General features: G+C 67.0%; 14 protein-coding genes. 1 reads left to right on the top strand and 13 read right to left on the bottom strand.

Translation table 11 applies throughout. From position 1 onward, the window contains the following. Positions 1-37 precede the first annotated feature (37 nt). The 5 genes from QHF83_RS31120 to QHF83_RS31100 all read right to left on the bottom strand — a co-directional run bounded on the left by QHF83_RS31120 (position 38) and on the right by QHF83_RS31100 (position 9,737). Positions 38-4,801 carry a pentapeptide repeat-containing protein gene (locus tag QHF83_RS31120; protein ID WP_282421619.1) on the bottom strand — a complete coding sequence of 1,588 codons (4,764 nt, stop codon included), beginning with the start codon at positions 4,799-4,801 and terminating at the stop codon, positions 38-40. Positions 4,802-5,076: 275 nt separating this feature from the next. Beyond that, entirely contained in the window at positions 5,077-6,999 is a 1,923-nt protein-coding gene (locus QHF83_RS31115) for a glycosyl hydrolase family 8 (protein WP_282421618.1), read from the bottom strand. 244 nt (positions 7,000-7,243) lie between these two features. Further along, positions 7,244-7,957 (bottom strand): SDR family NAD(P)-dependent oxidoreductase, encoded by a 714-nt coding sequence (locus tag QHF83_RS31110; RefSeq protein WP_282421617.1) that lies wholly within the window; start codon positions 7,955-7,957, stop codon positions 7,244-7,246. Next, on the bottom strand, positions 7,954-8,664 hold the full coding sequence (locus tag QHF83_RS31105) for an SDR family oxidoreductase (protein ID WP_282421616.1): 711 nt from the start codon (positions 8,662-8,664) through the stop codon (positions 7,954-7,956). Before QHF83_RS31105 ends, QHF83_RS31110 begins: the two co-directional genes overlap by 4 nt. Before the next feature lie 197 nt (positions 8,665-8,861). Beyond that, entirely contained in the window at positions 8,862-9,737 is an 876-nt protein-coding gene (locus QHF83_RS31100; RefSeq protein ID WP_282421615.1) for an ATP-grasp domain-containing protein, read from the bottom strand. Between the two features lie 219 nt (positions 9,738-9,956). Between QHF83_RS31100 and QHF83_RS31095 the strand changes: the two genes are divergently transcribed. After that, positions 9,957-13,202 (top strand): serine/threonine-protein kinase, encoded by a 3,246-nt coding sequence (locus tag QHF83_RS31095; protein WP_282421614.1) that lies wholly within the window; start codon positions 9,957-9,959, stop codon positions 13,200-13,202. A 22-nt stretch (positions 13,203-13,224) separates the two neighbouring features. Here QHF83_RS31095 and QHF83_RS31090 read toward each other — a convergent pair whose 3' ends face one another. The 8 genes from QHF83_RS31090 to QHF83_RS31055 form a co-directional block, all read right to left on the bottom strand. Next, positions 13,225-14,166 carry a hypothetical protein gene (locus tag QHF83_RS31090; protein WP_282421613.1) on the bottom strand — a complete coding sequence of 314 codons (942 nt, stop codon included), beginning with the start codon at positions 14,164-14,166 and terminating at the stop codon, positions 13,225-13,227. 166 nt (positions 14,167-14,332) lie between these two features. Then, positions 14,333-15,445: a serine/threonine-protein kinase gene (locus QHF83_RS31085; protein ID WP_282421612.1), complete on the bottom strand. Its 1,113-nt coding sequence runs from the start codon at positions 15,443-15,445 to the stop codon at positions 14,333-14,335. A 128-nt stretch (positions 15,446-15,573) separates the two neighbouring features. Then, positions 15,574-16,494, bottom strand: coding sequence for a hypothetical protein (locus QHF83_RS31080; protein ID WP_282421611.1), 921 nt, complete (start codon positions 16,492-16,494; stop codon positions 15,574-15,576). A 143-nt stretch (positions 16,495-16,637) separates the two neighbouring features. Further along, on the bottom strand, positions 16,638-18,365 hold the full coding sequence (locus tag QHF83_RS31075) for a sigma 54-interacting transcriptional regulator (protein ID WP_282421610.1): 1,728 nt from the start codon (positions 18,363-18,365) through the stop codon (positions 16,638-16,640). A gap of 263 nt (positions 18,366-18,628) precedes the next feature. Further along, positions 18,629-19,363, bottom strand: a complete 735-nt coding sequence (locus QHF83_RS31070) for an SDR family oxidoreductase (RefSeq protein ID WP_282421609.1) — start codon at positions 19,361-19,363, stop codon at positions 18,629-18,631. Between the two features lie 177 nt (positions 19,364-19,540). After that, a complete protein-coding gene (locus QHF83_RS31065) occupies positions 19,541-20,425 on the bottom strand; it encodes an AraC family transcriptional regulator (protein ID WP_282421608.1) in 885 nt (294 codons plus the stop codon). Positions 20,426-20,557: 132 nt separating this feature from the next. After that, the gene (locus QHF83_RS31060; RefSeq protein ID WP_282421607.1) at positions 20,558-21,730 is read right to left on the bottom strand and encodes a hypothetical protein; all 1,173 of its coding nucleotides are present in this window, start codon (positions 21,728-21,730) and stop codon (positions 20,558-20,560) included. Between the two features lie 188 nt (positions 21,731-21,918). Continuing rightward, the gene (locus tag QHF83_RS31055; RefSeq protein WP_282421606.1) at positions 21,919-24,258 is read right to left on the bottom strand and encodes a hypothetical protein; all 2,340 of its coding nucleotides are present in this window, start codon (positions 24,256-24,258) and stop codon (positions 21,919-21,921) included. Between the last annotated feature and the right edge of the window lie 138 nt (positions 24,259-24,396).

Genomic DNA, 24,396 nt, shown 5'->3' with positions numbered 1-24,396 from the left:
TGATGGGAGAAGGCTCACTCGGGGAACGGGCGACCCGTCAGGGTTTGGCAGGGAGCAAGGGCGCGTCGTCGGGGAGGCGGAGATCGAGGTATTCGTCGAGCTCGCCGGGTTCGAATCGGCAGAGGCCGGCGACGTGCCAGAAGGAGCCGGCGATGTCGCCGCCGAGCTTGTAGCGGCCGTCGGGGGTGAAGGCGACCCAGCCTTCGGGCGCGGCAAGGAGGAGCACGAGGCATTGGCCCGTGGCGACGTCCCAGAGGCGGATGGTGTTATCGGACGAGCCGGAGGCGATCGTCCGGCCATCGGGGGAGAACGCGACGCTCCTCACGGGAGACAAGTGCCCCGCGAGAACCATCCTTGCGCGACCCGTCGACCGTTCCCACAGCCGAATGGTATTGTCCGCCGAACCGGAGACGATCTGGCTGCCGTCGGGGGCAAACGCGACGCTCGTCACGGAATCCGAGTGCCCCTCGTAGATCCGATCTTCGCGCCCCGTGGTGATGTCCCACAGCCGAACCGTCGTGTCCTCGGAAGCAGAGACGAGGGTCTTGCCATCCGGGGCAAACGCGATGCTCGTCACGATGCTCGCGTGGCCCGACAAAATACGCGAGGGTCGTTTCGTGACGACATTCCAGAGCAGAATCGTCGTATCATTCGAAGCCGAGGCGAGGGTCTTGCCATCGGGCGCGAAAGCGACGCTTGTCACCGAGTCTTCATGCCCCTCGAGCGTGCATATGTGGCGTCCGGTGCCCATGTCCCACAGCTGCACGGTGTCGTCACGTGAGCCCGAGGCGATTGTCTTGCCATCGGGTGCGAAGACGACGCTCGTCACGAGGCTCTTTTGACCAGTGAACGTGCACGGAACACCCTCCGTGGCGATTTCCCACAACCGAACGGTGTTATCGTACGAGCCAGATACGAGTGCCTTGCCATCGGGCGCGAAGGCGACGCTCGTCACCGTCAGCAAATGTCGCTTGATGGTCCGCAGAACGCGTCCCGTCGTGACGTCCCAGATACGAACTGTCTTGTCATGCGAACCGGAGGCGAGTGTCTTGCCATCGGGCGCGAAGACGATGCTCGTCACGGAGTGCCTGCACCCATCGAAGACATGCGTCGCGCGTCCCGTCGTGACGTCCCAGAGCCGAACGTAATTGTCATCCGAGCCGGTTGCGAGTTTTCGGCCATCAGGCGCGAACGCGGCACTCGTCACCGGATTCCAATGACCCGTGAGGACCCGGGCGCGTTTCTCCGCGACATCGCACAACCGAACCGTTTTGTCGTCGCAGCCGACGGCGAGGCTCTTGGCATCCGGCGCGAATGCGACGCAATTCACGGGCTCTACCTGGCCCGTGAAGGCGCGTATTTCGCGTCCCGTCGCGACATCCCAGAGCCGAGCGGTTCTGTCGTTCGAGCCCGAGGCGACTCTCTTGCCGCCGGGAGAAAACGCAACACTCGTGACCGCACCTGCGTGCCCCTTCAGGACGCCGATCATGCGTCCCATCACGACATCCCAGAGCCGAACGGTTTTGTCGGACGAACCGGACACGAGGCTCTTGCCGTCGGGAGCAAACGCGATGCTCCTCACCGGAGCCGTATGTCCCTCGAAGGTACGCACGACGCGCCTCGTCACGACATCCCAGAGCCAGATGGTATTGTCGGACGAACCAGAGGCGAGCGTCTTGCCATCGGGGGCGAGCGCCACACACCTCACCGTGTCCGCATGCCCTTCCAGGATGCCCAGGACGCGGCCCGTTCTGATGTCCCAGAGACGAACGGTCTTGTCATCCGAACCGGAGGCAAGCGTCTCGTGGCCCGGGGCAAACGCCACGCTGCGGACCGCGGCTGCGTGTCCCGACAGGACACGCAGGACCTTACACGCGACCGGGTCCACAAGCCAAACCGTGCCATTCGCGTACGCCGTCGCCAGCATGGATCCATCCGCGCTCCAGGCGACGCTCTGGCATGCCGAAGCTGTCGTCCACATCGGCTCGACATGCCGCAGCACGGGCGGAACGGCACCTACGGCGAGCAAGGCGTGCTGCGTTTCGTCCGGAATGCCCTTTGCTCGGAGCAGGTTCGCGCCGCGGAACCGAGCCGGGTCGAGGGGACCGATCATTGAAAAGTCGGTGCCTTCCGCTCGGACGAACGAGAGATCGGCCTCCTTCAAATCCACCCGCGCGAGGTTGGCGTTTCGCAGATTCGCGCGAGACAGGTTGGCCGAAACCAGCGAAGCCCCCCACAGATTGGCTCCCACGAGCGTCGCGCCCCGCAGATCCACCCGCGCGAGGTTGGCGTCGCTCCAATCGACCCCCGAGTAATCGCCTCCCCGCAGATCCTGGCCTTCGAGGTCCATCGTCACGGGGACCTGGACCTCTGGCAGCGGTCCCCATGTCTTTTCGATTCGCTTCAGCAGGAGCGCCGCGTTTTTCTTGGCGTGCCCCTCGGCCGCGCCGGACAGCTTGCTCGACGCCCACTCCAGCGCGGCATCTTTCCCCACCATCGAGGCGAAGAAATCCGCCATGAGTTCGCTCATCTCGTCGAGCGCGAGCGCCTTGGAGTCTTTTCTCCCCGTGACCTCTCGCGCCGCAACGTCCGCGACCAGCCATTCCAGCACGGAGCGATGCACAAACTGGAACACGCCGTCCCGATCCCGTACGAAGAGCGACCCTGACCCGAAGAGATGCTCCAGGATCCCCGCGTCGAGCGCCGGCTCCCCGAGCGCCCGCATCCTCGACACCACACACTCGCGAATCTCGTGAATCTCGACCGTCTTGACGGGCCGATCCCACAAAAGCAGCGCGAGGTCGGACATCACCGACCGCAAAGCTCTTCGCGACACGCCTCGCGGCGCTCCGGGCGGGTTCGCCCGCTCGTACTCGAAATCGAGCCACTGATCGACGAGCCACTCGTAGAGCTTCGCCGCCGTGACCTCCTCGTCGTTCTCCTCGGCCCGCCGGAGCTTCTCTTTGTCGATCTTCGCGATGAACCCCAGCATGCGCGGGTTGTGGGAGAGCCCGAGCAGATCCTTCACGTTGTCGAGCTGCCGGTAACGCTCGTCGGCCTCGGCCGGATCTTGCAAGGTGTTCTGCAGGAACCTCCGGATCTGCGGTTCCTCGAAGCGTTCCAGGAGGAAAAACCGGTATCCCTGCGTCCGCTCGGCGTGCTCCGCCAGGGCGCGCTTGACGTCGTGGTCGGTCAAGAAATGCTGCCGCCTGCTCGTCACGACCACCTTCGCGAGGCCGTGCGCCGCCTGCAAGACCGTCTCGAAATGCTGGACCGCTCGGTCGTAGGGCAGACGCAACGCGAGCTCGTCGAAGCCGTCGAACAGCAGCGCGATCCGCCCCTCGGCGAGCATGTACTGGAACGCCGCGAAATCGAAGCCGGCCATGTCCGTCGCTGCGAAATGCTGAGCGAGCAGGGTCTTCAGCGTCTGCGCCTTTTCGAGCTTGCTCATCTCGACCAGCACCGGGACGAGCGGATGCTTCTCCGTCGCCATGCGGCGCGCGAGCTCGTGGAGCAGGAACGTCTTGCCGGCCCCGAAATCGCCCAGCACGAGGGCAAACCGCGGATGGAGGGGCGTGTCGAGCTCCTGCCACAACGTCGCGAGCGCGCTCTCGACCCGCCTCTCCTCGCGAGCCCCCGCGAGGCTCACGCGCGCGGGCTGATCGACGTAAAGCCACGGGGGATAAATGCCGTCGCTCTCCAGGCGCTCCGTTTGTCGTTCGAGGTAACGCGTGAAATCGAGGAGACCCTGGTACTCGGAGAAGCTCTTGAGGAGCACACCTCGGCGAGCTGCCTCGATCTGAAAGGCATAAGCGGCGGGCGCACCCGCGTGAACCAGCGTGGGTTTTCCCCCGTAGGGATCTCGCTGCCGGAGCGGCTGCACCACCTCTTTGATGTATTGCGTCAAGAGCTCTTCCGTGATCGGCCTGTCGATGGCGCCGACGACACGAAGCTCGAAGATCGCTCCCTCCTGCACTTCGATGTCGAGCGTGCCCGCCCATGGCGCGGGCCCCTCGTGACGCGTGACGCGCGCCCCAGCGTGGCGCAAGCGTGCCACGCGCTCGACACTCGCGAGGAATGGATCGACGCGGTCCTCCTCCATGTCGCGGCTCGCCCGGGGATGCATGTCGGCCACGACGACTCCGGCACGGCTCAGGACCTCTCGTGTCAGGAGCCTCGGCACCTCACCATCCCCGAATCCGGAGAGCTCGATCTGGTTCTTGCCCAGCTCGAATGCATTGCTCAGCGACTCCCCGAACCCGAGCCCCTGATAGAACGCCCACGCGAAGTTGATGGCCGCTGCATCCTCGATGTTGCGGCTCATGCCGATCACGGCATCCACGTGCTGCCGGATCGCCTCCGCCTGTACGGCAGAATGGCAGGCGTTCAGCACGACACAACGAACACCGCCCACGATGCCGAACAGGTTTGCCAATGCAGACGCGGGGATCGGCTTGGCTCTCCCCGCATCGTCCTCGACCAGAATCTCGCCATCGACATCCTTCGCGCGCGGCTCGTCGGCGGGCAACATCTCCCGGCTGACGCCGACCGAATCGGGGGAGCTTCCGCTCCGGTCGCCTCGTCCGTGCCCGGAGAAGTGGACGACCTGCGGCCTATGCCGAAGCAGCGCCGCTTGAAGATCGCTGACGCGAACGGCCCACGCCTGCACGATCTCGAAGCGCTCGCCCTCGGGTGTTGCGTGAAGGCGCTCCGTGATCTCGCGGACCTCGCGTCCCAGCGCCAAGCGTGTGGTATCGGAAGGGTTCGCTCCGAGGAAGAGGATCCGAATCTTCGAGGGCATGGCGATGGGCATGATGGAGAAGCCTCGCTCGGCTCGCGACGAACCTCGGACGGCTCCCCGCGCGCCATCGCGGAAGCGTACTCAGCCTGCGCGAGCGAGGGAAGCGCAATCAACGCCCGAGGGGCGTTGATTCGCCGTGTTTCAGCTTGGCGGGGAGGGGACGTACCGCGAGCTCGAGGGCATCGACGAGCAGGGGGCCGTAGGTACGTACCCTGCTCGTCGCCGAGCGGTAGCGAGGCAGCATTCGCTGACGACAGGAACGGGAACGCGCGTGATTACGGCTCCGTCCCCCACACGAGCGCGCCGTTCCTGTAGAGGGTCACCTTCGTGTGATTCGCGAAGCTCGTCTTCGCCGGATCGCACGAGTAATCGTTCGCCTCGTTGTAATTGGACCAGTTGTCCTTGTTGAACCGAAGCTGAATCTCGCCGCTCTGCCCGCCTGCCGGGACGCTCCCCGCCGCCGTCGTGAAGCCCACCTCGACGTACGTATCGGCCCCGGTCCGCGCGGGGCTCACCGCCGAGAACTGTCGCGTCACGTTCGAGCTTCCTACCACCGCGTAATCGCACGCCGACTGCTGCCCGTTCGCGCCGTCGCTCGTGTACCAGTACCGGATCTTGAGCTCGCTCAGCGGCACGCTGCTCGCCCCGGTGTTCACGATATTGAGGTGAGGCCTGATCTGGTTATCGCTCGCGTTCGTGTCGCCCGCCCTGTATTGCACCGACAGCGACCCGCCCCCGACCGGCGGCGGCTGGCCAGGGTCGTTCACCGTCACGGCCACCACGCTCGACGTCGTCGTCGCGCCCGCATTGTCGGTCGCTTTCGCCGTGATCGCGTACGAGCCCGCCGCGACGTTGCTCCATGTATACGAATACGGGGCCGTCGTGTCCTCCCCGAGCTTCACCGCGCCCGCGAAGAACTCCACCTTGCTCACCGTTCCGTCGCTGTCGCTCGCCGCCGCCTGGATCGAAATGCTCGCGGGCGCCGTGAAACTGCCCCCGTTCGAGGGCGCCGTGATGCTCACCGAGGGCGCGGCGTTCTGCGAAGGCGGCGGCGTGCTCCCGCCCACCGGGTTCGGCATCCGGTCGCCCATGAAGAGAAGCGCGAGCACGCGGAGTGAGTCGTTATAATAATTCTCGGCCTGGAAATTCTTCGTCTCGTTCCACATCGCCGCCTTGAAGGCCGCGTCGGGCGACACGGCCGCCCCGGCCGCCGCCATTCCCACGAACGTCGCGTTGTGCCATTGACCGATGAGGTTCCCGGACACGGTATACCCGTCCTTGATGTTCCCGACACCCACGCCCTTCCAGAACGTGTTCATCTTGTCGAGCTGCGCGATCGCCTGCGGCGTCCCGTACCAGATCGCGTCGACCGCGAGGCGCCACGGCACGCGCGCCGCGTCGTACTTGTAATCGAAGCCCATTCCCGAGGCCGGACCGCCCGCCGCGGTCGTCCAGTCGGGCAAGAGGCCCGTGGTGCCCGCGCCCGTGTTGGCGTTCAGGTTCGCGATGATCTGATAACACGACGCGGCCACGCTCTCCCACCGCGCATCACCCGTGTAGGCCTTGAATGCCCTGTAATAGCCGGGCGCGAAATAACTCGGGTTCGTCACGGAGGAGCCGCCCCACGCGTCGCCGGGCTTGAGCACGTTCGTCCCGCTCTCCACCTCGTGCTGCAGAATGCGCCCGAGCAGCGTCTTCGCGTCGACCCCGTACGCCGCGCCCCAGGCCTTCTCCGCCACGATGAGCGCGAGCGCCATGTCCTCGTCGGAGTCGGTGGCCGCGTTCCAGCCGATGACGGAGTTGCTCGCGTTGATCTGCCAGTGCATCAGGCCATTGCCGTCGAGGTGGCTCTTCGCATAACCCCACAGGCCGTCGAACGTGGGTTTGTCGCCCAGGTATGCTGCGAGGAGCATTCCGTACGCGATGCCCTCCGACACGGTGTCGTTCGAATTTTCGGGCCGCTGCACGCGCAGGAAGCCGCCCGCTCCCGAGGACGTCACGTATCGGGTCTTCCACGTGCTGTAAGCGCTGCTAATCGCGCTGTCCGCGTCGGCCTGGCTCGGCGCCATGAGCAGGCTCTCGGACTCCCACACGTCCTCGTCGAGCTCGGTCGCATCCATATCGCCGCAGCCAATCGCCGTGGTCGCCGCGAGGAGGCTGTACGTCGCGAGGTGGAAGAGGGCACGATTCGTCTTCATGGGAGGCTCCTTGGGCTCGGGCGGCCCGCTCCGGGCCGGCGTCGGCGCGGAGCGTGAGCAGCTCCCGTGCCATGCCCAGAGCCTCCCAGATCACCGGGGATTCACGAGGAGCGTCGGCGGCCCCGCGAGGGACCTGCGATCCGCTCGATCGCAGGGGTGATCGATTCGATCACCCCTGCGACGCGCGCGTGTGCTCTTCCCGTAAACCTCGAACCGGATTCGTCGACGGAGTTCGTCCCAGGACCTAAACGAGGGCCCCACCATCAATCGTGATGGCCTGTCCCGTGATGCCGGCGGAATCTTCCGCCGCCAGATGGAACGCCAGGTTCGCCACCTCGCGTGGCTCGATCATGCGGCCGAGGGGCACGCTCTTCGCGAGCGCCGCCTCGTCCAGGCCGAGCTCGCGCATGCGGCCTTCGGCCATTGCCGTGCGTGTCCAGCCAGGGCAAATCGCGTTGACGGTGATGCGGCGCGGAGCGGCGTGCAGCGCGAGGGCCCGCGTGAAGCCGATCACGCCGTGTTTGGCCGCAGTGTACGCGGTCTGATCCGGCGCGCCCTTGAGCCCCAGCACCGACGAAATATTGATGATTCGCCCCGTCCCGTCGGGCAGGTGAGGAAGCACGTGCTTGCACAGGTAGTACGTGCCATTCAGGTTGACCGCGAGGACCTGGTGCCAGAACGCATCGTCGCCCTCGGGATCGAGCGAATTCGCCCCGGCGAGCCCCGCGTTGTTCACCAGCACGTCGATACGGCCGAAGCGCGCGAGGATGGCGCGTACGGTCTCCGCGACCGCGCCCGCGTCGCTGACGTCGCAAACGTAGCTCTCCGCCGCGTGGGGTGAATCCACGCGGGATCGCGCGAGGGCCGCGACGGAAAACCCTCCTTCGTGAAATCGCTCGACGAGGGCCGCGCCGATCCCCCTCGACGCGCCCGTGACGAGGGCGACACGCGCGCTCATTGCGCCACCCCGCCGCCGTCGACCGGCATGACGACGCCCGTCATGAAAGACGCCGCGTCCGAGGCGAGGAACGTGATGGCCCAGGCGATCTCGCTCGGATCCGCGAAACGGCCGAGCGGGACGGCGGCCTTGTAGACGTCGTCGCTCGTCACTTTCATTCGCTCGGAGAGCACGGAGAGGACCTGGCGCAGCATCGGGGTATCGGTGCTGCCCGGCGCGACGCAGTTGACGCGAATGCCGCGGGGACCCCAGTCGAGGGCTGCGCTCTTCGTGAGCTGCGCGATGGCCGCCTTCGACGCGCCGTAAATCGCGCTGTCGCGCTTGCCGATGAAGGCCTGGTCACTCGCGTTGTTGACGATTGCGCCGCCGCCGTTCTGCAACATGAAAGGAATCACGGATTGCATGAGCAGGAAGGGCGCCTTGAGGTTCACGGTGAGCACGTCGTCGATCGCCTCGAGCGAGGTGTCCACGAGATTGCCGAGGTGCGTGACGCCGGCATTGTTGACGAGAATGTCGATCCGCCCCTCGAGCGTGGCGACGCGCTTCACGTGGGCGTCGATGGCCCCGAGATCACGCAGGTCGACGTCGGGGAGGTCGAAACCGTGCACACGCGCGCCGTGCTCTTTCAGCAACGACGCGACCGCCTTGCCGATTCCGCTGCGATGTCCAGTGACGATGGCGACTTTGTCACGAAGTCCGGGTAACATGAAGGGAAGACGCGTTACCACGCGTGGACGTCCACGTCAATCGACTTCGGGTCGCGTTGGCTCTGCGCTTCGATGAAGAGCGTTGGGCGGCTTCCTCGGCGCGCCCTTTTCCCAAACGAGCGTTGCCGCCCGGGCGAGCGACCTGTTCGCGAGGTGCTGGAGGCCTTCGAGGCAACGCACGAGGGGAATGCGACCGATCAACCCAGCACCGCCCGGTAGAAATCGCGCGGATCCATCTGCTCGGGGAAGACCGAACAGCCGCCATCGTTGATTTCGATCACGGTATACCCACCCCGCTCGAGCCGGGCCACGTCCGCCGTGAAGAATGGGGAGCCGATGGTTTGCCCGAGATGGGCGAATTGCCCCGGCTCCTCCAGTGTCGACTCCACATCGTAATACGGCGCGTGCGCCACAAGTCGCCCCTCCCAGAACACGAGGCGGTGTTCGTCGGTGACGCGGCGGCGGCCTGGCGCCCAGCCGGGCAACGTCGCGAGGTCGAGGTACTTTCTCACGACGAACCCCCGCTCGAAGCGATCGCCGCGGTACTCCAGGATCTTTTCACAGACCTCGGCGAAATCATCGTACGTGGCGCCCTCGGGCACGAAGCACGCGCGGTGCCAGAGCTCTTTGACCGATTTCACGTGGTCCTTCACCACCCACGGCGGAGGCCCGAGCTCCAGGGCTATCTCCCACGCTTCCCGGATGTCTTCGTCTTCGGTCCAACGCGTGGGCGCCGTGTCGTCGCCCAGCAGCGGGACGTAGTTTGGCATGTACATCGTCTCTGCGAAGCTCTCGGGATCGACGATGAGCTCCTCGCCGCGGTCCTGCATGGCCTCGTACAGGCCGGTGTATTCTTCTTCGCTCAACATCCATCCCCGGTAAAGCCACGTCCGGTACCGGGGCTTCGGCAGCCGACGCAATGCGCGCTCCGGCTCGCCATTCACGACGGGATCGAGCGGGATCGCGTACGACTCGATGCCGAGCTCCTCGGCGGCCAGCACGTCGATCTCGAAACGATCGTCGCCGAACTGAGGGACATGGGGTCTTCCGAAGAGGATGGTGACGTCGCTCATGAAGTCCTCCAGGGTGGCGCCGCGTCCGACTCTGGGTCGGCGCAGCGAGGTTCACCAAGGTGGGTCCACGTTCGCGAAGAACCAGTCTTGTAAAGATTGGTGATTTGCGAGAGGATAGGCTCAACGGGTCGTCCGCGTGTGCTCCCCTGGAGCTGGTGGCTACGCGAGGCAGCCCACGTTTGCTGGTTTGCGTCACAGCGCGCGAGGGGAAAGAGGCTCGTGTCCGCGCTCGACATCGGCCGGCTTACCGTTCACAACTGGATCCAGAGGGTCCACGACCCGAGTCCGGGTCGATATGCCGTCTTCGTGAGCGACATGGGCACCGACGAGAGCCTGCGGAGAGACCCGGCCCCTATCGTCCTTCCCGAGCTACGCCCTGCGCGTCGGGCCGTGCCCAAGTCGCTCTTCGAGCGTTACGAGGACATCGAATTCGTCGGCGAAGGCGGCATGGGGACGGTGTACCGCGCCGTGGATCCTCGTCTCGGTCGGAAGGTCGCGCTGAAGCTCCTCCACGGGGACGACCCCGAGCTCTGGCGTCGCTTCATCGGCGAGGCGCGCTCGCAGGCGCGTATTCAGCACGAGCATATCTGCCCCATCTACGAGGCCGGCCAGGCAGACGGCGAGCCGTACATCGCGATGCAATTCATCGACGGCGAGCCGCTCTCCGTGGTGCGCCAGCGGCTGGCCCTGGAGCAGTGCGTTTATTTGATGAAGGAAGTCTGCCTGGCGGTGCACGAAGCCCACCGTGTCGGGATGATCCACCGCGACATCAAGCCCGGCAACATCCTCGTCGAGGAGCGCGAGGACGGGACGAAGAAACCTTACGTGATGGATTTCGGGCTGGCGCGTCAGATCGAAGACGAGGGGCAAACGCAGTCGGGGGCGGTGGTGGGGACGCTCGCGTTCATGCCGCCGGAGCAGGCGCGCGGGGACGTGCGGGCGCTGGATCGCCGCTCGGACGTGTATTCGCTGGGTGCGACGCTGTACGACGTGATCGCGGGGCGTCCTCCCTTCGTCGCGGACAGCCAGTTGAGGCTCCTCCTGATGGTCGGTTATGACGACCCGCCGCCGCTCGGGAAGGTGAAGGCGGGGGTGCCGGAGGAGCTCGAGACGATCGTGATGAAATGCCTCGAGCGCGATCCTGCGCGTCGTTACGAATCGGCGCGAGCGCTGGCGGAGGATCTGCAGCGGTACTTCGACGGCGAGCCCATCCTGGCGAAGCGGGCTTCGTTCGGGTATGTGCTCCTGAAGAAGGTCAAGAAAAACAAGCTGCTCACGGCGCTGCTCGTCGTCCTCGCATTGGGCGCGCTCGCCGTCGCGGGCGTTTATGCGCGCGCGCAGAGGCAGGCGGCGGCGCGCGAGCGCCTGGCGCAGGAGCTCGGGGAGAGCGTGAAGGAGATGGAGCTCTTCTTGCGCGCCGCGTACGCGCTGCCCGTGCACGATGTCGAGCGCGAGCGGGACGTGGTGCGCGCGAGGCTGCGCGAGATCGAGCAGCGCGCGGTCTCTGCGGGGAGCGTGGGGGAGGGGCCCCGGCATTATGCGCTCGGGCGGGGGCACCTCGCGCTGGGGGATCCGGAGCAGGCGCGGGAGCACCTGGAGCGCGCAATTGCGGCGGGGTATTCGTCGGCCGATCTCGAATATGCGCTCGGGCACGCGCTCGGGGAGCTCTTCCGGCGGGCGGTCGAGGAGACGAAGCGGATCACGAACGAGGCGGAGCGAAAGGCGGAGGTGGCGAAGCTCGAGCGGTCGCTGCGAGATCCGGCGCTCGCGCACCTCCGCGCGGCGACGGGGGTGAGGCTCGAATCGCCGTCGTATGCGGAGGGGCTCGTCGCGCTGTACGAGGGAAAGAACGAGGAGGCGATCGCGAAGGCGCAGATGGCGTTCGAGCAGGCGCCGTGGATGCACGAGCCGAAGAAGCTCGAGGGAGACGCGCTCTTCGCCGAGGGCAGCAAATACCGGCACGATGCCGCCTTCGATCACGAGAAGATGAAGTCGTACTTCGAGCCCGCGGCCGAGGCGTACAGGGTGGCGAGGGAGATCGGGAGCAGCGATCCGGAGGTGTATCGGGCCGAGTGTGAGCTCTGGGAGAAGATGGGGTGGGCGGCTTATGCGAAGGGGAGCAAGGCATTACGCGAGTTCGAGGCCGCCGACGCGGCGTGCGCCCGCGCGGTGACCTCGAGCTCGAGGGACGCGCGGGCGCGTGTGCAGCGCGCGCAAGCGATGAACGCGCGCTTCTCCGTTGCAGTCGACACGAGGGGCGACGTCGACGAAGCCGAGCGCGCGGCGCTCTCCGCCACGGAGGACGCCGTTCGTGTCCGCCCGCGTGACCCCATGGCCCTTTATGCGCGCGCGGCGACGCTGATGCGGCAATCCCTGCTCCAGAGCGATCGCGGCCGGCGAGCGTCGTTCGCGGCGGCGATCGACGCATTCCAGCGGGTGCTCGAGGTGGACCCGCGCTTCTCGTGGGCCTTGAACGAGCTCGGGCAAGCCTACCTTCTGCAGTCGGCCGTCGATCGTCTGTACGGGACCGCTCCTCGACCCATGCTCGAGCGCGCGACGAAGGAGTTCGAGCGTGCCATTGTAGTGGATCCGAGCTTCTCGTTGCCTGTCTACGGGATGGTCCGCGCAGGGCTTCATCGCGTCGAGTACGAGCGAGACATCGGCGCGGACGCCGAGGCTGCGCTCGTGATCCTGTCGGAGGCCGTCGCGCAGCTCGAGCGGCAGAAGCTCGGCGGTTGGATCACCGCGTTCTGGAGTGCAAAGGCCTTTCGTGTTCGCGCGACGTACGAGCTCTCGGCCGGCATGGATCCTGGGCCATCCATCACGAAGGCGGTCGAGGCGTTGCGGCCCTTCATGGGTCAGGCCGAAGAGGGCGGCTTCCTCGTCCGCGAGATGGCGGAGATCCGCCTCGTCGAGGCGGAGCACGCGTTCGCGATGGGCCGCGCGCCCTTGCCGGAGCTCTCGACCGAGCGGGAGAGCGTCCGGAGATCCATAACCGACGGCGAGGCGATCGACGGATCCGCGTTGCTCGCGCGCATGGAGCTTTACGTGGCCCGTGTGGCCATGAAGGAAAAACGCGCGAGCGAGGCCAGCTTCGAGGCCGCGATGTCGCCCCTCCGGCCGCTCCTGTCGAAGAAGCGTGACGAGCCGAGGCTCTACCAGCTCCTCGCCGAGATTCATGTACAGCGGGCTCTCTGGCTCGAAGAGCAGAGGAAGAGCCCGGCCGGGGACGTCGAGGCGGGCCTGCGCATGGTGGAGAAGGGGCTGGCGCTCAACCCTCGTCACCCGATGGCGCTCGCATCGCGCGGCCTGCTCTTGCTCGTCCGGGCGAGGAGCGCGCGGGGGGAGGCGCGACGGGAGGCCGCGCGCGCGGCGAGCGAGGCATTCGCCGCATCATTTCGGGAAAACCCGCGGCTCGCCGTGAGGTACGCGCGGGAGGCCAAGGAAGCCTCGCTGGTGGAGTGACGCCGAGGCGCGTCCGGGCCGCTCAGGGATCGATCGGGGGATCGATCGGGATAGGGCAGACCGTCGCGTGGTCCGTCAAATAGATCGTGATGCGATTCGGCCACGCGGTGCAACTGGCGGAGACGGAGCCACCCAGGATGGGTATGCAATTCATCAAGCTGCAAGGGCCGTGATTGATGAAACCACAGTCGTCGCTCTCGTCGCAGACTCGGAAGGCCGCATCCGGGCAGGTCGAGTCGGAGTAGTTCTTGCACACGTGGGCATTGAAGGGCTGCAGGGTGGGGTGGTTCGGGTCGTGCGTCGGATTGAGCGGGACGGTGGAGTCGAACATGTTTCCCCATACCGTGGACTCCACATAGGGATAAGTGAGTTGTAAGGCCGAGTCGGGCTCGATCTCCGGGTGATCTCCGTCGAGCAAGATATCGATCTCTTCCCCGAATCGGTTCGTGCGTGCCATCACGCAGGCCGTGACGAACTCCTTCTCCTCCGTGGTCAGCGCTCGTGTCTCCCAGTCCGGGGCGAGCCCGATCTGTCCCCAGTATTTCCTCGTGACCGTCCCGGTGCCTATCACGATGGGGTCGTTCGAGTCGACGACCGACGCGCCCGTGGGCAACGCACATCCGACGAGGACCTTCAAAAACTCGCGCCGGCAGCCTGCAAGCGTGCCCGCCGCGTCGCCCGCGGGCATGTACGGCATGGAGGGCAAGGTGTCGAGCAGGTAGCTCGAGAGCCGGGCAGCGCCGAGGGTTCGAACGGTCTGCTGGACGCCGTGATCATTGAGACATCCAGGTAGGAGGGTATTGCCCGTGTTCGGCTCGCCCCCGGCTCCGTGAAGCGTCGGATCATCGAACAGGTTGGGGTCGACTGCCGCGTCTTCCAGGGCGCACCCCATTCCATAAAGCGCCATCCCGACGAGCCCGAGGTTGATCAGATTGCGGAAATGCAAAGAATATGCGTGTGCCATGGCCATTGCTCCTCGAAGTTGCCCCACGGCCGGGCCTATGAGCAGGACGCGTGCCAGCCCCGAAACCCGCGCCGCGCCAGAGCATCTCGCCGCATGAAGAGCGCTACGCGGGTCGGCTGCGTCCCCTGGGTACGCAGCCTGCGTCCACCCGCGTCCCTCAGGTACGCTACTGCCCGACGACGAACATCCCGGCCACGATCCCGCCCGCCATCACCGCGACCAGCGCCGCCCAGAGAGCCCACCGCGGCAGCGAGCGCCTCTCCCTCAGCGCCGCCTCCACCGGCTTGCCTCGCGCCGTCGCCGTCTCTGCCCGCCGCTGCGTCTCCGCGGACGCGGCCGCCACCTTCCGCTGCTCGTCCCCGATCCCCACGAGCATCTCCTCGCGGAGCGCCGTTCCCCCCGGAAGGAGCTGCGTGAGCTCCGCCGCAAGCTCCGCGCCGTTCGCGTACCGCGCCTCCCGGTCCGCGTGCATCGCCTTCTCGAGGATCGCCACGACCTCTGGGCGCACCCAGGGCGCGCGATCCGCGAGTGGCGGGACGGGCTCGGTGAGGATGGCGTGCACGAGCTGCATGAGCGATTTTATGTGCGCGCGCGGCGGCGCCCCCGTCAATATCGTGTAAAGCGTCACGCCCATCGAATACACGTCGCTGCGCGCGTCCGCGTGCTTCGCCGCGTCGATCTGCTCCGGCGCCATGTACAGCGGCGTCCCGAGCATCTGTCCCGTCGTCGTCATGGGCACCGGAGGTGCCGACCTCCCACCGGACCCGCTCGCATCCCCGTGCGAGCGGCGTATCTTCGCGATCCCGAAATCGAGCAGCTTGACGACCACCTCGCCGTCCCCCTTCCGCGCGAGGAACAGGTTCTCCGGCTTGATGTCCCGATGCACCACGTCCGCCGCGTGCGCTGCAGCAAGCCCCGAGCACGCTTGCGCCGTGATACGGAGCGCGACGTCCGGCGCAAGCGGACCGACGCGCTCGACGAGCGACCGCAGGTCCTCGCCCTCGAGGAGCTCCATCACCTGAAAAACGATATCCGTCTTCGGGTCCCGCGCGAGCTCGAGGACCGCCGTCACGTTCGGCGAGTCGAGCGTACCCGCGATGCGCGCCTCTTGCTTGAACCGCAGGAGGTCCGGATCATCCTGGGTGAACGGACGCGTGTGCATCCACTTGATTGCCACGCGGCGCCCGGAGCCGGCCTCGCGCGCCTCGTAGACGGTCCCCATCCCGCCCTGCCCGAGGACGCGCAGGATCTCGTACTTATCGAGCAACAAGGAATCCAAGATGCTTCGACGAACGTAACGGACCCTCGCGCGGACATCAAGGCGCATCGGCGCAGGGGAGTGGCCCTGGCCCCTCGAGACTCGTCGCTGCCTCTCGGTTGCCGATCCGCTCGATGGCCTACGGATCCTCAGTCACAAACGACCGCGCTTTCGAGAAGGCGCGTGCTGACTGCATTCGTTCGCCCCGCGCAGGCAGCTTGATTCGGATTCGCCTGGCACGAGGCGTCGACGTCGTCGCACGAGCCAAGCGCCGTCATGCCGCAGCCGTCCTCATAGCAGGTCCGGCCGAGCGTCGGGATGGTCGCGCACGTGTCCAGGTGGCTGCATACGAATGCGCCGAACGCCGGGAGCGTCGGCTCCTCGGGGTCACGCATCGGGTTGAGCGTGACCGTAGAGTCGAACAGGTTTCCCCACGCGGTGGACTCGACGATGGGATAAAGGTCGAGAAGCTCGTCATCAGGTTCGAGCACGTCATGATCACCCTGGAGGAGAATGGGGTTGAGCATTCCAAGAGCATTGATGCGCTCGAGCATGCAGCCCGTGATGAACGCCTTCTCCGTCGCGTTGAGCGCTCGCGTCTTCCAGTCCGGAGCGATCCCGACGTACCCGGCGTAGGTTTTGTATCCGCTGACCGCATTGTCATCGCTCGTATCCTCGACGAGGTCCCCCACAGGAAGAGCGCACCCAACGAGGACCTCCAGGAAGTCCTGCCGGCAATTCTCCAGGTCACCCGTCGTGTCAGGCGCGAGCAGGTAGGGCATGGGAGGCAACTGGTCGGTGCTTCCCACGAGCGCGGCGGCGCTGAGGTCCCGGGCGGTCTGCTGGGCGCCGTGATCCCAGAAGCATGCAGGCCGGAGGTGGTTACCCGTGTTTGGATCCCCTCCAACGCCCTGCTCCGCGACGCCGAGCAGAACATCTTCGGGATCGGCCTGGCTCTCGCCATTGTCGAGCGCACAACCCATGCCGTAGAGGCTCAGGCAGGCGAAAAAGAGAGCGAGGAGATTGGGACGGTTCGACGAGAGAATGTCGTTCATGTTTTGTTTGAACATGTATCCTATCCGACAAGCGACTGTCAACACGTCTTCCGGGGCGCTTCCGCGCCTGCCCCGCCAAGCCCTCCTGTCGGCGAATACGGCGGCGCGCCTCCGGTGAGCCTCAAGCCGCATCGGCGCCGGGAAGGGGCCCTCCTCGCTCAGGACTCGTCGTCCGAGAGCGCTGAAAAGAGCTTCGTGTCTTCCTCGCGGATGGCCTTGCAGAGCGCGTCCACCTTCTCGAGCTCGCGGCGCAGCATCTTGTGGTGGTTGCGGCTCTGTACCTGCTGCGCCTTGCCCAGCATCCGGAACGCGGACTCCCGGTTGCCGAGCCGCTCGACGGCGGTGCCGAGGATGAAACCCCGGAATGCATCCCCATGATCCAGATCGAGCCCCAGGCCCCGCTCTTCGAGCCGCTCGGCCTCCTCGACGAACGCGGCCGCCGCGCTCCGCATGCTCTCGAGCAGGGAGCGCCGTCCGCCGCCGGCCTCGTAGCCCAACGCTCGAATGAAATGGCGTTCTTCGAGGACGATCTCGGTGGCCGTGGCCCCCTGGCTCATCAACGCGAGCGCGTAGGCGCGGCGAACCACGTTATCGAGCTGGCGTAGATTGCCGGGCCACGTTCGCTCGCAGAGGAGCCGATCGACGCCCGCCGCGACACGGATGTGCCCATTGGGGACCGACTCGCGATGCCGGCGCAGGGCCATGAAGCACGCCCATTGCGATATCTCGTCACGACGCTCGTCGAGGGAAGGCAGCTTCACAGGTAGCACATTGACCCGGTAATAAAGATCCTCCCGGAACCGCCCCTGCTCCACGAGCTCGAGGAGGTTCGCGTTGCTCCCGACGATGAACCGCACATCGGCGCTCTGCTCGCGCCCCGTATCCCCCAGCGTACGGTATTTCCTGGTCTCGAGCAGGCGCAGGAGCCCTGCCTGCGCCTTCAAGGACAGCTTGTCGATCTCGTCGATGAAGAGCGTGCCCCGGAGGGCGCGCGCGACGGCGCCGGGCGCGTCGCGCGCCGCACCCGTGAAAGCGCCTTTTCGCCACCCGCAGAGCTCGGCCATCTGGAGATCCTCGGGGACCGTGATGAGGTCGAGGACCTCGAACGGACCATCACGCCGCGGCGATTGCGCGTGGCACCAGAGCGCCAGCCGTGATTTGCCCGCGCCCGTGGGCCCGCCAATGAGGAGCGTCTCCTCCTGTTGCGCGAAGATCCGGAGCATCTCCACGAGCGCCGCCATGGCCGGGCCGACGACGGGCAAGAGGTCGTCCGTCGGGCACGTCGAGGCGGGCCGCAGCGGTAGGCCCACCAGGTAGGGTGACGCGACGTCGGCGAGGATTTGAAGCTCCTCGCTCACGGCCGCGAAGATGAAGTCCTCCCCCACGGCCCGCGGGCAGCCGATCTCTACCGTGGCCATTCCCTCGACCACGCCGCGCATGGATCGTATCGGCACGGCGAGGAGGTGGCTCGCCTCCCGGCTCGTCAGCCGTTGCATGCTCTCGCTCTCCAGAAAACCCCCCTCCGCCACGACGTCGATGTTCCCGTCGGCGAACACGCGGACGCGCCCGAGCGGCACGTCGATGGCGACGGGCGCGACGCGGCGCGCGACCCATCGCCACGCGCTCGCGGACGGCAAATGCATGGGCGAAGCGGAGCCTGCGGGCCTCGGCGACGGCTCGTCCACGACGACCAGCCGCTGGTATCCGTCCGCGGGTCGCAAATGGACCATGCCGCGCAGGACGCGGCCGTGCTTCACGAAGGGGCTCTTCGAGAGCGCTCTTTTCGCCACGTCGAGCGCCTCGCGCAGGATCAGGAATGCCGCGTCCTCGAAATGTTTCGCTTCGTAAAGGCGCGCGATGAAGCTCCGTAGCTGCTTGGGGGCCATGCTCAACACCGGTTCGCCGTGGTCGTCGACGCTCGCCGCGAGGACGGTGATCAGCGCCGTGCGGCGGCTTCGCGCGTCCGTTCGACCTTCGCATCTCCACGGGCGCCGTTCAAGCCCGTTCCACCGAAGGCTCCGTGCTGCGGCGTCCGCTCGAAGCCGACGCGTGTCATGGAGGCCGAGGGCGCGCGCCCACCTGCGCGCCGAACGTCACCGTCTGCGTCGTGGCGCCGGTGCCCGAAGAGCGGCGGCCGTTCGCGCGCACGTCAGATGATTCCGCCGTTCGCGCGCAGCGTTTGTCCGTTGATCCACGCCCCATCCGGCCCCGCCAGGAACGAGACCACCGCCGCGATGTCCTCCGGTTGCCCGAGCCGCTCGAGCGGCGCGAGCTTCGCGAGCCGATCGATCGCCTCCTCGGACTTGCCGTCGAGGAACAGCCGCGTCGCGGTCGGGCCCGGCGCAATCGCGTTGACGCAGATGTCGCGGCCGCGCAGCTCCTTGGCCAGAATGCTGGTCATCGCCTCCACGCCCGCCTTGGTCGCCGCGTACACGCCGTAGGTCGGCTGGAGCAGGCCGACCACGCTCGAGGAGAAGTTGATGATGCGGCCGCCGCTGCGCAGGCGCCGCGCAGCTTCGCGCAGCGTGTTGAACGTGCCCTGGAGGTTGACCGCCACCTGCCGTGCGAACGTCGCATCATCGACGTCGGCGATGGCGCCGAGCACCATGACGCCGGCGTTGTTCACCAGCACGTCGACGCCGCCGAACGCCGCCTCCGTCGCGTCGAACAGCGCGCGCACCGCGGCCGGATCGCTCACGTCCGCCTGGATCGCCCGCGCGCGGCCGCCCGTCGCTTCGATGGATTGCGAAAGCGCCTCGGCGGCTGCCGCCTCGCCCGCGTAGTTGACGGCGACGCTGAAGCCGTCGCGCGCCAGACGCTTCGCGACCGCCTCGCCGATGCCGCGGGACGCACCGGTCACGATCGCCACTCTCTCGGTTGCCATGTCGTCATTCTCCTGATCGAGCGCTTGCCGCGTCTCGATGAGAGGATCCTGCGTCCGCGCGCGCGCCGCGGCATTCGCGGGATTGCCGTGGAGCACCGCGCGATTGCCGTGCGCGGTCTCGCCGCCCGGACGGGCGCGAGAGCTGGAGCATCGACCGGTTGCAAACCGCTCGATGTTCTAGCGGGCGCCGCGCCGGTAGCTCGTAGGGGACACGCCGACCAGCCGGCGGAACGCGGAGGCGAAGTGCGCGGGATTCTGGTAGCCGCAGGCGAGCGCGATCTCCGTCACCGACTGGCGGCCGCGCGCGAGGCGGCACTGCGCTTCCTCGATGCGCAGCCGCGTCAGGCGAGCGAACGGCGTCTCCCCGTTCGCGCGCTTGAACAGCCGCAGCAAATGGAAGCGGCTCACGCCCGCCTGCTGCGCGAGCGTCTCCAGGGAGAGCGGTTCGCCGAGGTGCTCGCGCATGAACGCCTCGACCCGGCGCAGCCGCAGCGTATCACGCGCGCTCACCGGCCGCGGCGCCGGCCGGGATGCGTGGTGGACCAAGAGGTGCGCGGCCAGAAGCTCGCCGGCCGATTCCGCGTAAAGATCGGGCACGCCGGCCGAGAGGGCGCGCGCGAGGCCGAGCATGATCTGCTGCACGAGCGGATCGACGCTCCCCAGCATGCTCGGCATCTCGAGCCGCTCGGGATCGCCGGCGGAGAGATCACGGAACACGCGCTGGAGCGTCGGCGTGGGCAGGTGCAGTTGCAGCGTGCTGTGCGTGGTTTGGCCGCGCCAGCGGAGCGTCGCCTCCTGGCCGGGGGCGGTCATGCCGATGTGACCCGGCTCGTAGTGGGCCGATTGCCAGCGTCCGCGGTAGCGCGCCTCGATGTCGCAGGCGCCGTCCGTGACGAGCACGATGAGGTGATCGGCCGTGGCGGGCGTCTTGAACTCCTCGACCTCGGGCGGATCGACATACCCGCGCAGCAGCAGTGAGCGCCAGCCCGCCTCCCAGCTCGACAGGGTCATCGCGGCGCGCAAGTGGCGGTGGGCGTGCAGGCTGGGGCTGAGGCTCGTCATGAATCGGGCTCCGCGCTGCGTGACGGGAATGGCCGTCCCAACCTCCGATCGTACTGCAGCCCGTGATACGGTAAAGAGAATTGCCGTACGTCGGGGAAACGGGTCTGCAGCAGCGCCCGTACGACCGCTTGGTCAAAGGCCGGTGGCGATCAGTACGACGAAATCCTCGGGGCAGCCGATGGCGAGCTTGCCGTCGCCGAGCCACGTCACCCATTGCGGGTGGTGCAATCGTGCTGTCTTCAGGTCCCCGGTCACGATGCTCCCGACGGGCGAGAGCTCGCCGATGACGGTGGTGATCGCTCCCGTCGCCAGATCCACCTTGCGCACGGCGTTCGCGTTGGTGTCGGCGACGTAGAGGTGCCCATTGCCGTCGTGGGACGCTCCGCCGACGCGATTGGAGAATCGCGCCGTTTCCTTGGGGCCGTCGACGGCAGGCTCGGCCTGGTTCATGTCGGTGCCGGCGACGAGCTTCCAGGTCTTGGCGGCGAGATCGCTCTCGAGCACGAACGATGGCGCTCGATGCACCGTGTACATCGTGCCATTCGCCGGCACCCACGCGGTCAGCGATGCGCTCGTGCCCCAGACCTCCCGGATCCCGATATTCGAGACCATGAGCGTCGAAGGTGAGACGCGCGCCTTCTCCCCGACGAGGACGTTCCCGGACGGCTCGACCGCGAAGGGCACCGGGTCGAACAGGTCATAAGGCAGCTCCTGGTAAGAATCGAGCGTGATTTCCGCCTCGATGACGCCGCTCCCCACGTTGTACCGCGAGACCTGCCCTACGACGCCATTCATCATGGTCTTGAGCCCCTGGAGCACGTAGAGCGAGTTCCCGCCGCCGGTCGCCAGCGCGATAGGCTGAAAGAACTCGGCGTCGAGGCCGTCGTCGTTGGGGGCGGTGGTCGTGACGCCGGTGTTCACATCGATTTTGCGGATGGCAGCATGGCGGTCGGCGACATGAAGCGTCGGCGCGATATAGACCATCCCTCCGACATCGCGGAGCCGGGAGGTGCCCTTGGGGCCATTGACGTGCCCCGCCTCGCCCACAGCGCCCGCGAGCACTTCGACCGTGCCGCCGGGCGTGCCCCCGCCCGTCGATGCATCGGGCCCCGCGTCGGGCATGTCGCCCCCACCGCCGCCCATGCCGGCGCTGCCCCCTGTAGCCATTCCGCCAGTGCCGCCGGTGCCGCCCGAGCCACCCGAGCCACCGGCGCCGGGGTTACTGCCGCCGCCGCCGCATGCCACGAGCGTCGCCAGCGCGGCGATGAGGATTCCGCCGGACGCTCCTCGATGAACGTAGTTCATGAAAAGGACCTCTGTTTCGTGGTGAAAGATCGAGACGTTTTCCCGAGCCGCAGGAACCATGCTGCTCCGGGGGCCTGGAAACACGCACCTTGCCGGAGAACGGTCCATCGCGCTTGCGTTTTTCGTAGGTCCCATGAAGACAATGGGCCCGAGCCCTCCTCCATCACGGGAAAAATCGACCGTCCCTGCTATCGGCCTCTCTTCGCCAGCGCCGCGCCGAGCTTGGCGAGCTTCTTCTCGTCTGCAAACCAGGAGAGGCATTCGTGGCGTGTCTTGCGCTGCGTCGCGGAGAGGCTCTTTCCATTGTCGAGCTTCCCCTTGAGCACCTCGAGCAGGAATGCCTCGGTCGAGGGGTGCCATGCGTAGAAGAGCGGCCAGAGGGACTTCGCCGGCAGGCGCGTCAGGCCGTAATGATCTGGCACGGATTGCTCGCGGCGGATGCATTCGATCAGCGCCGGGGCGAGCTTCGCGCCGTCCGCCTGTTCGAGCGGCTTGGCGAGCTTCTCCCAGGGCGGCCGCGGCGTGGCAAAGGATCCCCAATCGTTCCGGAAGAGCTCCCGGTAGGCGGCGAGCGCCGCGGCGACCGCAGCCATCGGCGCGCCGGCGCGGACGGTCGCGTCGAAGACGTCACGCAGCGGGTCGAGCTTGTCGAGCTTGGCCTCGAGTTGCCGCCGCAAGCGGCTCCACGCGTCGTCGCCGAGCGCGGAGAGGACACGCTCCTCATCGATCGTCTCGGCGTCGCCGAGCGCTCGCAGGAAAGTGAAGAAAGGCACGCGCTCGGCCGTTTCATTGCGGGGCAAGACATCGAACGCGATCTCGTGCGCGTCGTCGAGGACGCTTTCCAGACGGTCTGCGTCGCGCCGGTCGGCGAAGCGATCCAGGAGCGGTCGGGCCCGCTGCACGAACTCGAGCCGATCGGGCAATTTCACGCCGTCCGCCTCGCCGAGCTTCCACAGGGCCGCCGAATGATCGACGATGGCCTTGACCAGGGCGAACGCGATCGGAATGGATGTGCCGCGCTGGCGAGCATCGGGGACCACGCGCCAGGGCTGTGCGCACCAGGCGGCGGCCGCGCGGCTGCGTTCGTCGTCGTTGCGCTCGCTCGCAAGGAACCAGACGGGGTCGAAGCTCTCCGGGATCGCGCCGCCATTTACCTTGCCCGCACCCTCGAGGCGCCGGATGTCCTCTCCATGGAGGTCACCTTGCCAGGAGAGCCCGGCGGCGGTGCCGAGCGTCCGCGCCCGGCGATAATCGTCGAGCGCGCCGGCCGCGTCCCCCGACGCCTCGCGGACCAACGCCCGCGCCGCGAAAATGCGCGACTCGAAGCCGCGATCCGTGACCCCCTGGCCGGCGCGGGCGCGAGCCTCGTCGCCTCGGGCGCGCTCGTCGATGAGGGCGACCGCCTCGTCGGCGAATACGCGCGCCCTCGCGAGGAGCGACGAACGCTCCGTCGCGGAGATGGCCTTGGGCTTTTTGGTCTTGGGCCGATCGCGGCAGGGGTCTTCCCCGCTCGCGAGTTTTCCGAGGGATCGCGCCACCCGCCCGAGCCCCATCGCCTTTCGATCCTGCCGGTCGCCCCGATGAAAGAAGCCGAACGAGAGTCCTTGCGCCGGGTCGTCGATCGGCTCGGCCGCGCGCCAGTCCTCCGCGGCCGCGCGTTCGTCGCCGCGATAGAGTCGGCATTCCCAGCGGGCGCGGAGCAGCTCCGCGCCGGCAATCCCCGCGTCGAGCGCCGCCGACAGCAATGGCTCGGCCTCGGCGTAGGCGCCGCGCTCGAACAGCTTGTACCCGAGCATCTCGGCGATCCCCACCGCCGTCTCGAAGATGGCGCCGTCCTCTTCCTTCAGCCACGCCTCGAGCGCAGGCTGGATAATTTTTAGGAACGTGAGGTGATTGTCGCTCGAGAGGTGCTTCGTGGTGTATCGATAATGCTTGGCCACGAAGAGGCGCTCGCGCGGATCGCTGCTCCCGGTATGAGACGCGAGCACTTTCAAGTGGCCGCTGAGGGAGGAGGTCGAGTTGGTCCGCTGCTTGAGCTCGGACAGCTTCGCGAGCACCTCCTTCCGGAGCTCGTTCGGCACGGCGCGCTCGAGCTCGAGCCAATAGCCGGAATCGACGTCGAGGACGTGTCGGACGAGGAGGACCGCCTCGTCGTGCGCATCGTCATCGAGCGCCAACGCGATCCGGCCCACCGCGGGCAGCGCCGCATTCTGGAGATTCTGCCAGTTCTTCCATTCCGTCGGGAAATTGAGGGGGTAGGGGGTGAGTGTCGGCAGCAGACAACGCTGGCCGTGCCCCTCGCTCGCGCGGGCCACGGCCCAGAGCCGCCCGGCGAGGAGGTAAAGGGCGGAGCCCCGCTGGCGGATGACGGTCGGCTCGCCCTCGCCTACCTGGAGGGTCACTTCGATCGACGTCCCGACGAGCCTCGCAGTGAACGGGGGGATTTCGCGCGGTCCTTGGAGGAAATTCGCTGAAAAAGCCGCGAAAAACTCGGCGAGGGCGTCGTGCAACGCTGCATTGGGATCCATGGGTGAGCGACCCTAGATGGCTGGTGTTTTTCTCTACCAAACCATCGCGCGATGGTGTAAGGCGGGGGGCATGTCCCGTGGACAAACCCCGAAGCAGGGCGAGATGTGGAGGTCGACGTCGGCGTACTGCGGAGCGAA

The sequence above is a fragment of the Polyangium sp. 15x6 genome, assembly GCF_029960785.1.
Taxonomy (GTDB): Bacteria; Myxococcota_A; Polyangia; order Polyangiales; family Polyangiaceae; genus Polyangium.
The sequence above is the reverse complement of the archived record's forward strand: the minus strand, read 5'-3'. Positions and strand labels throughout refer to the sequence as shown.